General features: G+C 40.2%; 10 protein-coding genes. 3 read left to right on the top strand and 7 right to left on the bottom strand.

Annotated elements, in window-relative coordinates; translation table 11 throughout:
* Window positions 1-38: 38 nt before the first annotated feature.
* The 7 genes from WH214_RS11755 to efp all read right to left on the bottom strand — a co-directional run bounded on the left by WH214_RS11755 (window position 39) and on the right by efp (window position 8,460).
* Window positions 39-2,030 carry a transglutaminase family protein gene (locus WH214_RS11755; protein ID WP_339420906.1) on the bottom strand — a complete coding sequence of 664 codons (1,992 nt, stop codon included), beginning with the start codon at window positions 2,028-2,030 and terminating at the stop codon, window positions 39-41.
* A 10-nt stretch (window positions 2,031-2,040) separates the two neighbouring features.
* Window positions 2,041-2,940 carry a DUF58 domain-containing protein gene (locus WH214_RS11750; protein WP_339993410.1) on the bottom strand — a complete coding sequence of 300 codons (900 nt, stop codon included), beginning with the start codon at window positions 2,938-2,940 and terminating at the stop codon, window positions 2,041-2,043.
* A gap of 16 nt (window positions 2,941-2,956) precedes the next feature.
* Complete coding sequence (locus WH214_RS11745) at window positions 2,957-3,913, bottom strand: AAA family ATPase (RefSeq protein WP_422614520.1); 957 nt, start codon at window positions 3,911-3,913, stop codon at window positions 2,957-2,959.
* A gap of 120 nt (window positions 3,914-4,033) precedes the next feature.
* On the bottom strand, window positions 4,034-5,053 hold the full coding sequence (locus WH214_RS11740) for a 2-dehydropantoate 2-reductase (protein WP_339420910.1): 1,020 nt from the start codon (window positions 5,051-5,053) through the stop codon (window positions 4,034-4,036).
* A 253-nt stretch (window positions 5,054-5,306) separates the two neighbouring features.
* Entirely contained in the window at window positions 5,307-5,609 is a 303-nt protein-coding gene (locus tag WH214_RS11735) for a YbdD/YjiX family protein (protein WP_004693572.1), read from the bottom strand.
* Window positions 5,610-5,619: 10 nt separating this feature from the next.
* Window positions 5,620-7,722: a carbon starvation CstA family protein gene (locus WH214_RS11730; RefSeq protein ID WP_087011009.1), complete on the bottom strand. Its 2,103-nt coding sequence runs from the start codon at window positions 7,720-7,722 to the stop codon at window positions 5,620-5,622.
* A 168-nt stretch (window positions 7,723-7,890) separates the two neighbouring features.
* Window positions 7,891-8,460, bottom strand: a complete 570-nt coding sequence (efp, locus tag WH214_RS11725) for an elongation factor P (RefSeq protein ID WP_004693574.1) — start codon at window positions 8,458-8,460, stop codon at window positions 7,891-7,893.
* A 309-nt stretch (window positions 8,461-8,769) separates the two neighbouring features.
* On the opposite strand from efp, the gene epmB reads away from it, so the two are divergent.
* The 3 genes from epmB to WH214_RS11710 are packed head-to-tail and all read left to right on the top strand — an operon-like array spanning window position 8,770 to window position 13,657.
* The gene (gene epmB, locus WH214_RS11720; protein WP_259234250.1) at window positions 8,770-9,786 is read left to right on the top strand and encodes an EF-P beta-lysylation protein EpmB; all 1,017 of its coding nucleotides are present in this window, start codon (window positions 8,770-8,772) and stop codon (window positions 9,784-9,786) included.
* A 17-nt stretch (window positions 9,787-9,803) separates the two neighbouring features.
* The gene (locus WH214_RS11715; RefSeq protein ID WP_339422930.1) at window positions 9,804-11,549 is read left to right on the top strand and encodes a GTPase; all 1,746 of its coding nucleotides are present in this window, start codon (window positions 9,804-9,806) and stop codon (window positions 11,547-11,549) included.
* Window positions 11,531-13,657 carry a sensor domain-containing phosphodiesterase gene (locus WH214_RS11710; protein WP_339420914.1) on the top strand — a complete coding sequence of 709 codons (2,127 nt, stop codon included), beginning with the start codon at window positions 11,531-11,533 and terminating at the stop codon, window positions 13,655-13,657. The genes WH214_RS11715 and WH214_RS11710 overlap by 19 nt, the downstream gene beginning before the upstream one ends.
* Window positions 13,658-13,660 lie beyond the last annotated feature (3 nt).

The raw sequence follows: 13,660 nt of genomic DNA, 5'->3' as shown, positions 1-13,660 counted from the left end.
AAAAGCATAATATTCACTTTTAAAAAGTATGACAAGCGCTATTTCTTGTTTTTTAAAGCAGATGCACAAGTTTTAAGCATTCGTTTAAATTGTTGAATATTTTTTGAATTCAACGTATTGGAATAACGCATTTGTTGATAATAATCAGCTGCCTGATGAAATAAAACTTGCTGTTCAGGTTTAACGTCTTGAGCTAAGCACAACAACCATTGATTTACCGTTTCGGCATCTTGCTTACGCTGCTCAGCCGTTAAGCTTCGCGAAAAAGACTGAATGACTACGTCATATTCAGAAGTTTGAGCACGTTTATGCCAAGATATAACACACCAGTATAGTAAAACTAATCCACCAATGCTAATCATAATCAGCAATACCAATGAATAACTGGATTGGAGTCCTAGCTTCTGTAACCAACCTCGTTGAGTCTCTGCATTATAACCAACCACCTTACTTTGCCATTGGTAACTTGCATAGTCGCTCCAAATGCGCATTTTGTTTAATACCGAATAGCGTTGTACATTCCATCGACTACTCTCCCCCCAAACACTGGCATCTTGGCTCATTAAATCTTGCATACCTTGTTCAATACGCTGTGGTGCAATCATCGCTGTTGGGTCATAGCGTTTCCAGCGCCCATCCACAAAGACTTCCGTCCATGCATGCGCATCTAACTGTCGAACTTCCCAACTTTTTGCATCTGGTGAAGGCTGGCCACCTTGATACCCAACCACAATACGCGCTGGAATTCCCGCATAACGCATCAGCATCACGAAGCTAGAAGCATAATGTTCACAAAAGCCTTGTTTGGATTGAAACAAAAACTCATCAATACGATGCTGTCCCAACAAGCCCGGTTGCAAGGTATAGCTAAAGCCATTGTTGCGATACCATTGCAAAACATTTTGGATATAACGTTTCGGGTTCTCGTCACTTTGCTTAAACAGCTGCTGTGCCAATTGCTGCGCTTTCAAGTCCATGTGCTCAGGCGCTTTTAAGTTTATGCTTCGTTGTATCTTAGATAATTCACTCTGGGAAAATTGAACATTTCCCATCCATTGCAATGCAATAGGTTCAACACGCTGCACTTGACGATAAGCCTGAATACTCCAATCCTGACGTAGCTGATAACGTCGCTCTAAGGGTTTTGAATATTCCAATGCCATAATCCACGGAATCGCGACATCAGCGGGTAAATATTGATAGTTCCATTTTTTGGATGTAGCGATTTGCGTTAATGTATCATCCGCAATGCTTTGTTGGTTAATAAAACTACTGGTCCACTTTTGCCCATCATATTGATCTAAGACCATCGCGCGCCAATAAAGCTCTGAACGATTGGGGAGCTGAGTGACATCACCGATAATACGAAAAGCCAAATGACTGGACTGGGATAATTGCGCAATATCTCCAGGTGACATACTGTCACTCATGCCTGTCACTGCTTTATTTTCAGGAATTGGAATATGCCAAAGTGGGGGTAACCGTGGAAAAAAGATAAACAACAGCACAAAAAAAGGCAGTGCAAGACCTACAAATTTAATGATGTGTTTTGCATCTTGCCTTAATGCCATACGATTCGAATTTTCAGATGCAAAAGAATGGGTTTGCACTCGATACAGCCCCAACAAACAACTCAATAAACAGAGTAAAACCATCACGGCCGTCATAAATGACTGACTATGTAGAAACATACTCGCCGCAACAAATAAAGCAAAGTTAAACAGAATAATCACATCACGCTGCGTTTTTGTTTCTAAGGCTTTAGCAAAGAGAAAGATACTTAAAACAGCTACGCCCGCTTCCACCCCTAAAAAGCTTTGATAGCTCCAAAAAGTGACAACTAAAGCAGCAAAGGTCAAAATGTAAATTGCCCATTTCGGGAAATGGTTTCCCGTGGATTTCATGAAATACCATAGACAGCCGATACAAATGGCGAAAATGACACTCAATAGCACAGGACTAAAACTTAGTTGTGTGATCCAAATCAAACTCAGTGTCAGTACAATGGCAATACGAATAGAAGAATGCATACTGTGCTCGCTATGCCTGCGCCAAAAGTAATTTGGCTTGAAGGTAGTGTTCTCGCCCTATCCCTTTGGCTAGTTCAGCATGGGGTAAATACAGTGCATAGGCATACTGCAACTGCTCACATTGTTCAACCAAGCCCATCATTAAGCTCAATTTTTCTTCATGTGAAGGGCTCGGCATATGTGCATAGTGGATGTCTAAACTGTGTTGATCCTGATGTTGTTCAAAGACTTTAATAAATAAACCTTGACCTTGTGCCACTTGTTTCCATGAAACAGCCTGTAAAGAGTCACCCTCTTTAAAATTTCGCAATTCTCGAAATTCATCCATGTCCGGTTCAAAACTGTGCTGTTGCTGTTTATTTTCTGCCGCTAAAGGCTTAGTTTTAGGCGCGATCCACAGGCTTTTCTGAATGAAAAAATAACTCCAAGCGCGAACAAGACCAAATGGATAAGTCGAATATATTTTAATCTCTGTAAAACTAAACTGTCCGCGCGCTTTTGGAAAAAAATTTAAATCGACCACCTGATGGGTATCTTGAATAAACAACTGTTCTATATGATCAGCATAAGTGAGCCAAAGGTATCGAGGCTGTGAATGATGTTGTTTGAAATGTATTTGTAATTGCAATGCACTCTCAACTTGCCCTATTTCAGGTAATACAAGGTCAATACTTAACCCATGTAGCTGTTTAAAGGTCAAATAAAAACTCAAACATAGTACGGCACTGATTAAAAAACAAAACGCTAAAATTAAGTTATTGGCATAATTCACCCCTGCAATAAAGGTGATTAAAATCAGCACCACATATAGATATCCTTGCTGATAAATAAAAACCAGTACATCTTTTTGGGTCAGTTGTTTTTCAGCCTTAAATTGAAAGCGTTTATTTATCCAGTTTTGCCACAGCATGTGTCAGCTTATCCTATCAGTGAACTTTGACTTGCTTCATGAGCTGCTCAGTTTCGGCTTCACCCAGCCCTATTCGATGCGCGGTCACTGCGACAAATACAGCCTGTACATCATCGGGTGTAACAAATGCACGGGCTTTAACCAAAGCATATGCTTGAGCTGCTTTCTTCAAAGCCAGTACGCCACGTGTAGATAACCCATGTCGACCTTTACGGGTCTCAGCCGCCAAATCTAGAATATAATCCAAAACTTCCTCAGACAGATAAATCTGTGGCACCAAAGTTTGTAAGGTAAGGATATCTTGCTCTGAAAATACCGTCATCAACTGCTGAATCAAGTCATGACGGGATTGTTGCTGCAATAAAGCCTTTTCTGCCTGACGGGATGGATAACCCAAAGATAAACGCATAAGAAAACGGTCGAGCTGTGACTCTGGTAGTGCATAAGTTCCACTTTGAAAAAGTGGGTTTTGCGTTGCAATTACCCAAAAAGGCTGCGGTAGTACATAACGACTTGCATCGATTGTCACCACACCCTCTTCCATCGCCTCTAAGAGCGCACTCTGCGTTTTCGGACTACAGCGGTTAATTTCATCTGCGAGTAAAATTTGAGTAAAAATTGGCCCTTGCTTAAACTCAAACAGATGTTCTTTTTGGTTAAACATATTCACCCCAATCACATCACTTGCCAGCATGTCATTGGTAAACTGAATCCGTTTAAATTGAAGACCCGCCAAATGCGCCAAGCTACTGGCCAAAGTGGTTTTGCCTAAACCGGGCAAGTCTTCAAACAAGATATGCCCACCTGCTAACAGGCTGCATAAAGCCAACTGGGTTTGTTTATTTTTATCTAAAACGATTTGATTGACTTGATTGAGGAATTCTTGGACTTTTGGATAAAAAACACTTAACTGTGATTCATCGAGCATGGCAAGTTGCTGCGTTTCTACCGTTTTTTCTTTTCCCCAAAGCACCTTATTCTCCCCAATCAAAATATAAATCAAGGTTTAACATACAGGTTTTTCAAACATACTCAAAGACGATCCTTATAAATCTTCAATGATTTGCGTATGAATGATTTCCCTCGCCTCAAACTATTGTTTCGCTGCAGATTTCAACTGATCTTTTAAAGCATCTGCACTCATTGAAAATGAAGGAGATGATTTCTCTGCTTGCTTAATCAATTCTATGAGTCGTGCATTGATTGGAGCCTGTCTACCACATTGCTCTGCGAGTTTTAGAACCTCACCATTAATCCAGTCGACCTCTGTGGGGCGACCTGCAATTAAATCATCTTGCATAGATGACCGAGCCAATGGATCGATTGCCAACATTTTACGGCTTAATAATTTAAATAATGGACTGGGTAAACTCAGCAATTTGGGAATCAAATGAGTCGGAACTGCAGTTAATTTTGCAGGTGTAATTTGTGCGTAATCAAGCAGTGCTAAAGCTTCTTGCTGCGCCATTGCCACACATTGGCGATATTTACGAATCGACAATTGTTCCTTTAACGGTTTTTTTGACAATGCATTGATTGAATTATTTAAATTGAGTAAAAGCTTGGCCCACTGCACAGCCAGCATATCTTTTTCAAAAACAATCTCTAAACCTGCTTTTTGAAATGCATTCTCAAGCAAATTTTGATTTGGATATTGCTTAACACTTAATGCACCTGATGTGCCTTGATGATAATGCCCAGCTTCTTGCGTGGCGACGTTAAAAGGAACCATTCCCTCTAAAATCATCGGCCCTTGCAAAACTCTTTTTAAAATAGGGACATTGCTTAAGCCATTTTGAAAGCTGATGATCAGCGGTGTTTTAGCCCCTAAATATTCTTTGATTTCATGCGCAACTTGTTCGGTTGCCGCCGATTTCACACAAATTAAAATAACATCGGCATCCACAACCTGAGTAGGATCGATCGTTAGTTTTAGTTGATGAGGTGTAAGTTTGATATTTTTGCCTAAATAATCGGTTAAGACTAAGCCCCATTGGGAAAGCTCTGCATGAATACGTGGACGCGTGATAAAAGTAACATCACTACCTGCTGCAGCCAAACTTCCGCCTAAATAACATCCAATGCTTCCAGCACCATAAATATATATTTTCATTCAATTTCCCTTTGCAAACATTCCAGTATTTTAAGAGCTATAACAATCAAAAGCTGTCAAATATACAACATGAACCTTTTATGCCTCACACTCTGTGATCGTTATGATTTAATCTACGATGCAACCACTTGCTTCATGTAAAAAAGTACACTGTCGAATCTAACACGTGCAACCGCATTAAATTGAATATTTTCACTCTATTTTTCACAAAAAAAACGACACCGAAGTGCCGTCTTTCAACTGATTAATTACATTAACAAGGGCACTTTTTCATGCCATTCGTTGCAGATGGATAACGCGCATCCACACAATGACGATAAAAAGTTTTAGCATCCATCGCTTCTAAATCAGGATGGTGCTTTTTCATATGCTCCAAATAGTTTGGATAATCAGGCACCCCCACCATCAAGCGGAAACTTTGCTGCAAACGTTGCCACAGCGTCGCAATTCGAGACCAATTTTTAGGGTTCAGAATCAAATCTTTCTGCGACATCACGGTCATTTTAATGATTTTATAAATCATCGTTTTTCCACTTTTAGCAAATTTTAGATTCATCTGATTCTCCTTAATGTCCAGCTTTTGATGGCTGAATGTCCTCAGGATCACGATAAATGGCTTCTGCCTCATGCACAGTCGGAACTGGGCTTGCCAATGCACGACGAATTACTCTAATCGCAGCAAAGAGCATCACAATCGCCACAATCATAAAGAATCCACACAGTGCAGCATTGATCTGATTCGACATCGCAACAGTTTGCATTTCAGCAACCGTTTTTGCTGGTGCTAAAATTTCATTGTTTGCAATTGCATTGTTAAAGCGTTCAGCTTGTGCCAAGAAACCAATTTTTGGATTTTCGTGGAAAATTTTCTGCCAGCCTGCGGTCATACAGGTTACCAACAAGAATACTGTCGGGATAATCGTGACCCATACATATTTCTCTTTCTTCATTTTGAAGAGGATAACCGTACCTAAGATCAATGCCATTGCCGCAAGCATCTGGTTACCTACACCAAACAGTGGCCATAAGCTATTAATGCCCCCGAGCGGATCAACGACACCTTGGTAAACAAAGAAGCCCCACCCTGAAACCGCAACTGCTGTACCCAACAAGTTTCCGAAGAAGTTATGTGAGTTTTTCACCGCAGGAATCACAATCCCAACTGTATCTTGCACCATGAAACGACATGCACGCGTACCCGCATCAACTGCTGTTAAAATAAATAGTGCTTCGAATAAAATGGCAAAGTGATACCAAAACGCCATCATTTCACGGCTATTGAAAATTTCCGTAATGATGTGAGCCATACCAATAGCAAAAGTTGGCGCACCGCCAGTACGTGAAAGAATGGTACTTTCACCCACTTCTTGAGCCAGTAAAGTTAATGTTTCTGGAGTAACAACAAAACCTAAGTTACGAACAGCTTCAGCTGCGGTGTCGACACTTGTACCCAGTAAAGCGGCTGGTGAGTTAATCGCAAAATATACACCCGGATCAAGCACTGCTGCACAGATCAAGGCCATGATTGCAACAAATGACTCCATGAGCATACCGCCATATCCGATCATACGAATATCACGCTCATTGTTCACAAGTTTCGGCGTGGTTCCAGACGACACTAAAGCGTGGAAACCTGAAATTGCGCCACAGGCAATGGTAATAAATAAGAATGGGAACATTGAACCTGCAAATACAGGGCCAGTACCATCAATAAACTGCGTGAATGCTGGCAACTTCATTTCTGGCATTGCGAAAATAATACCGACTGCCAAACCTGCAATAACCCCAATCTTTAGGAAGGTTGATAAGTAATCGCGTGGCGCAAGCAATAACCACACAGGCAGTGCCGAAGCCACGAAACCATAAATAATCAGCGCCCAAGTCAATTGAGTGCCCGACAGTGTAAAGAACGCCCCCCAATATGGATGCTGTGCAATATTTTCACCGTAGACAATGCCGAGCATCATCAAAACGAAACCAATAATAGATACTTCTGCAATTTTACCCGGACGGATAAAACGCATGTAAATCCCCATAAAGAGTGCAATTGGAATCGTTGCCGCAATACTAAATACGCCCCATGGGCTGTGTGCAAGTGCTTTGACCACGACCAGTGCCAAAACAGCAAGGATAATAATCATTACCCCCAACGCACCAAGCATAACCACAATACCTGCAAAAGTTCCAAGCTCTTGTTTTGCCATTTCACCGAGTGAACGTCCATCACGACGGGTAGAAATAAACAACACCAAAAAGTCTTGTACTGCACCTGCAAGCACTACACCGACAAGTAACCAAATCGTGCCAGGTAAATAGCCCATTTGCGCTGCTAAAATAGGCCCTACTAATGGACCTGCACCTGCAATCGCTGCAAAGTGATGTCCAAATAGAACACTTTTGTTGGTTGGAACATAGTCCAGACCATCATTCAAACGATGCGCGGGAGTTAAGCGACGTTCATCAAGCTCAAAAACTTTATTTGCAATAAATAAACTATAGAAGCGATAAGCAATACTATAAATACAGCCCGCAGCAAGTACGAGCCAGATGGCATTGACATGCTCACCACGACTCAGTGCCAATATCCCAAAAGAGACTGCACCGACGATGGCTACCAGTAGCCAGATGATTTTTGAAGTCAGGGTTGACTTCGGCTGAACAGATTCCATTTCAATCCCTCATATTTGTTGCATTCAATCAGCGTCTTTAATTATTCGAGGTACTGCTGTTTTCCTTTGCGACTTTACTCTGCATCTCCTTGTTTTGATCTAATACTTTGGCATAAAAAAAGGGATGATTTTCATCATCCCTTCCGATAATAGTCTATTTTTAAACCATTATGCACGTTCTAAATAATCGCCAGTACGAGTATCTACACGAACGCTTTCTTCTTGCTGTACAAACAATGGAACACGTACTACAGCACCTGTTTCCAATTTTGCAGGTTTACCACCACCGCCAGAAGTATCACCACGTACACCCGGATCAGTTTCAACAATTTTCAAAACTACGAAGTTTGGTGGGTTTACTGTTAATGGCACGCCATTGAACAACATAATGGTACATTTTTCATTTGAATCGTCTTTTAACCATTTTGCAGCATCGCCCATTGCTGTTTTGTCAGCAGCGATCTGTTCAAATGATACAGGATCCATGAAGTTCCACATTTCACCGTCGTTGTACAAGTATTCCATTTCTACTTCTACAATGTCAGCCGCTTCTAAAGAATCACCAGACTTAAATGTTTTTTCTAAAACTTTACCAGAACGTAAATTACGTAGTTTTACGCGGTTAAATGCTTGACCTTTACCTGGCTTTACATATTCATTTTCCATGATTGAACATGGGTTACCATCAAGCATAACCTTAAGGCCTGACTTGAAATCATTCGTAGAATAATAGGCCATGACTGGCGCACTCCAAACTAACTAACTTAAATATTTATGTCTTTATCTTAGACACCAAAGCTTTGAAAAGCAGGGCCATAAAGATAGGGCATCTTTTTTGATGCCTCGTATTGTAAATGAGCAAGGTGTTATGAAGCAATGAAAATCCACTGCCTATAAGCCGAAGATCTTGATAAAATAGCCCCGTTCCGCATGTTTTTGTGTATTGAAAAAGCCTTTTTAGACCGCACACATCCGAACAACTCGTTTCGACATCACCCGATTTGATGACCTAACTTTCTTTTGACCTAGTATTTGACCCCTTATTGCATGACTCATTATTTGTACCAAGAGCAAAATTGGCAAGCTCAACTCAGTGATTTAATTACTGACCCTTTAGAATTACTTAATATTCTAGAGCTTTCTCCTGAGCAACTGCTGTCAGGCGCACTGCTTGCATCAACCCAATTTAAACTCCGTGTTCCCCGTGCTTTTGTGACAAGAATGCAAAAAGGTAATCCGCTTGATCCTTTACTCCTTCAAGTCCTGCCCCATCATCTTGAGCTTGAAGAACATCCCGACTTCGTGACCGACCCCTTGGGTGAGGAACAAGCCAACCAACAACCTGGTGTTTTGCACAAATATAAAACTCGTTTCTTACTTACGCTGACTGGGGCATGTGCCGTTCATTGTCGTTACTGTTTTCGTCGACATTTCCCCTATCAAGAGAACCTACCAAAGTCAGAAGATTGGATCAATATTCAACACTATATTCAGTCACAACCCGACATTAATGAAGTCATTTTGAGTGGCGGAGACCCCTTAACGCTGTCCAATCGTAAAATAAAATTATGGATTGAACGCTTAGAAAGTATACCCCAACTTAAATTTTTGAGAATTCACTCACGAGTTCCTATCGTAATGCCTAACCGTGTCGATGATGAGCTAATTTCCATCTTAAAAAACAGTAGGCTGCGCATTATTCTAGTGGTACACTCAAATCATGCATCGGAATTGGATGATCTTACCTGCCGTCAATTACAGCAATTAGTCGCAGAAAAAATCACCGTTTTCAATCAGGCGGTTTTATTGAAAGGGGTCAATGATCACGTTCAAATTTTGACAGATTTGAGCTACCGTTTATTCGATGCAGGTGTATTGCCATACTATTTACATGTTTTAGATAAAGTAAAAGGGGCTCACCATTTTGATTTAAACCCGCAAGACATTGATTTCTTATATCAAGGATTATTGGCGAATCTACCCGGCTATCTGGTTCCCAAGCTGGTCAGGGAAATTGCGGGAGAAAAGAATAAGACACCACTTTTCGGGGTTTCAACTTTTTGAGTTAAATAATAACGATGATGACGACGAGTACTTCAGATATCTTCCAAAAACCAACCGAATTAAAGTTGGATAAGCTTAGTTTTTGCCCAAGCACAGTCAAAGGCTTACAAGAATGGTTAGCAAACTTATCCATTTTACAATTGGGTGACTCTTCTCGTTCCTTATTTCAAGCTTTACTTGAAGTCTCCGAGCTCCAAGTCAGCGAAACACTTCGCTTTGATTTAGTTCAAGTACTGCATCCAAATTTGGAAAATGTGCTTACCAGTTTAGAGAAACATTTTTTTAATCAGGGCCTCATCACCACTGATCGAAATGACCATATTATTGAGCTTGCCTTATTAATGCGTAGCCATTTTGCAAAAGTCTATATCGACATTGCAAAACGTGTTTCTCAGCAAATCACTCAAAATAAGTTTTCTTTATTTGCTTTTAATCAAAAAAAGAACTTACAAACGGCTCGAACCGTATCGAGTTATTATGCTTTACAACAACTGTCCCTGTTGTTGTACCAACAACACTTGCTCTATAGTTCACCGATTCCAGGTCAGTGGCTAGCAGCTCATCAGCTCTTAGATTCTGCTATCCAAAATAACTTCTATTTGACCAACATTAATCAAATACAAGGCACGCAGCATCAACTGAACAATATTAGCCAAGCCTATGCGCAGCTCATTCTATTGGATATTTTTAATACCCACCAAATCCGTCCGGGTGAAATTCAAGGGCTGTTTTTGTGTAGCTTTGATTGGGCGAAACTAATTCAAATTTTACCTAAAGAAACCACCTTATCTCGCTATATTGTCGATGCATCAAAAGACTATCCACCGACCTATAATTCTCAAAAAAACAGTCACATTCAACCGAATATTTTTATATCAACACAAACCCTTCTTGATCATCTCTCAGAGATGCAAACCAAACGTGCTGAGCCACTGTCGCGCGATGAGAAAATTTTCCTTACCCCTGCTCTGCATTTTCACATTCATAACTTATTGACCAATAATATTGAACGTAAGCATGAGCGTTATGAATACTCTGCTCAATTACAAATTTGTTTTGGCCTGTCAGTCGCACATTTCTACTTGTCTAAAGGCAAGAACTTTAATGAAACTTTAGAGCTAGAAGGTAACTACAACTTTCAAAATGAAAGTCACCTGATCAACTCCATGAACAGTAATATTCCTGTAGAAACAAGTTCTGCTCGTATGATTGATCGTGAATCGAAACAAATCTACCCTGCCGAAGTTTTAGATATTAGTGTGAATGGTTACCGTATTCGTTGGACTGGACCAACACCTGCACATTTAAAAACAGGTGAGTTTATTTTGGTCCAAGAAAATGCGCATAGCCAATGGCGCGGTGGTGTGATTCGCTGGATTAAACAATCAAGTGAAAAAAGCTTGGAACTAGGGTTAGAAATCTTAGCGCAAGATCTTTTCCCATGTGCTGTTATGGTAAAAACAGACCGAACCACTCAGAACTATCAACCTGCGTTATTGGTACAAACGTCCCAGCTAGATGAAGTACAGACCAGTCTCATTGTGCCAGGTTCGAATATGTACCGAGAAAAACAAACCATCCACTTACGTTTAGGTGATGAAGATCTTAAAATTTATTTAGTAAAAGCACATTTAATTACACAAAGTTTTATTCGTTTTGATTATGAATTGTTGAATGACCAACAAGAACCATTGGTTCAAAGTTTTATTCAAAAGCAAATGAATGCTATTAAGAATCACGATTTATGGGAAGCATTGAAGTGAGAAATCCATTATTATCTAAAAAGTTAAAACGTACGGAAACACGTTTACTCATTATTGATGATAATCAGATCCGTTATAACCAAATTCGTGACCTTTTAACTTCTAGCGATCATCAAGTTCATGCCACTTTACTGGATGACTTACAAAACTTTGAAAAACAGCTTCATCTACCTTGGGATGTGGTGATTTTTGGTCGCGCTTATGACCTAAAGTATGAACAAGCACTGACTTTGATTCGCAACTCTAACCAAGTCAATTTACCACTGATTTTATTAAAGCCCGATGAATATCAATCAACCCAATACGCAAGTTTTATTCGTAAAGGGATCTATGATATTTTGGACTTAGAAGAAGCGGATAGCTTTTACTTAGGTCTATTGCGTGCACTTTCATTAAGTCGTTTATTGCAAAGCCAACAACAACTCATGAATGAGCTTGAAACGGCTCAAAGCCAAGCACAGGCTTTAGTTGAAGAAAGTAATAAAGCCATTGCTTTAATTCAAGAAGGGATTCATGTTTCAGCTAATGCTGAATACTTACAACTGTTCGGCCTAAGCTCTGAAGATGATATTATTGGTCAACCGCTGCTTGATATTCTCCAGCCGAAAGATGTAAACGATTTCAAAATCCGTTTTAAGAAAATTTCACAAGGTCAGTTTGATTTAGGTGCTTTTGAAGTTGCTACTCTCAATAATAATGCCCAAACTCAAAATCCTTTAAAGGTTGAATTTTTAGCTGCACCTGAAGAGGATGCGCTCCAACTGACGATTGAAGTCGAATCTGAACGCCCTGCTGCTCCATCGGTCAACACTGAAAAACACGCGATAAAACCTAATACGTATCAACAAATTAACCGTGCTATGACCAAACAGCCTTCTGATCAGAATGCTTTGGTTAGCTTTGCACTCAGCTCTTGTCCAGATGAAATCTTTAAAGCCAACTGGGCAACCACACGTGATTATTTTAACAATATTTACAGCTTTTTAAATGAACAGACCCATATTCCTCTGTTTAAGGCGGGTGGGCAAACCATCGTTGGTTTATTCCAAGCAGAATCACAGGCTAAACTCGAATCTAAACTGATTGCGTTAAATGCGCTCACCAAACCACAGCTCATCACGGTAGAAAACAATAGCTATCCAGTAAATTTGCGCATTGGCTACACTTTACTGAAAGGTGAAATTTCAAATCAAGATCAGTTTGAAAACTTATTGTGCTCAGCCTTTAGAACCGCTTTACCGACCAATCAAGACGATTGCGAAATTGAGCAAAAAGCCAGTATTGACATGCCTGTGATTGAGTTGATCAACCCTACTGTCAGCGATACTTTAGACACTCAAAAAACAGCAAATGAGCCTACGGTACTTAAAGCTTTACATCTAGCTTTGGAGCGTGGTGAGATTCATCTTAAATATCAACAGCTTTACGACAAAGAAGACACTAATTTATACACCTATGAGGTTACCAGTGGCTTTATTTATGGTAATACGTGGAAAGATATATCAAGCCTCAAAGAGTTAAGTGAAGATCACGAACTGTCTATTAAACTTGACCGCTGGATTTTAGTTGAGTCGTGTAAACAACTACACAATTTTATCACTCAGTATCCTGAAGCAAAGTTGATTGTAAACTTAAACAAAGCCGTACTCTTGAATGACCGCTCTTTCCCTGAATTTATCGCCAAACTGATTACCATTGTACGCAGTAAGTTAAGTCATCCAATTATCCTTCAGTTCTCTGAGGATGATATCAGCCAAAACATTGCTGAAGCGCAAAAATATATTGCCCAGCTTCGCCAATATGGTGCTGAAGTTTCGATTCGTGACTTTGGTAATAGTATTTATAGTGAATCTATCTTACGTCAGCTCGATATCAACAATCTCACCTTACACGAAAACTTAACTCGCATGCTCAGTAGCGACGCCAACACGGAAGAGTTGCAAGAAAAAGTTGCGGTATATCATCAATTGAAAAACATTCAAATTATGCTGCGAGATCTGAATGATATGACGTCGTTTGCCAATGCATGGAATGTCGATGCCCGCTTTATTCAAGGCGATTATTTCCAGAAGAAACTCGATCATCTGATTGACGTGCAGGATCAGTAAAGG

Source organism: Acinetobacter sp. MYb191, from assembly GCF_037572605.1.
Classification (GTDB): domain Bacteria; phylum Pseudomonadota; class Gammaproteobacteria; order Pseudomonadales; family Moraxellaceae; genus Acinetobacter; species Acinetobacter johnsonii.
Note: the sequence above shows the minus strand (reverse complement) of the source record. Positions and strands in the feature narration are given on the sequence as shown.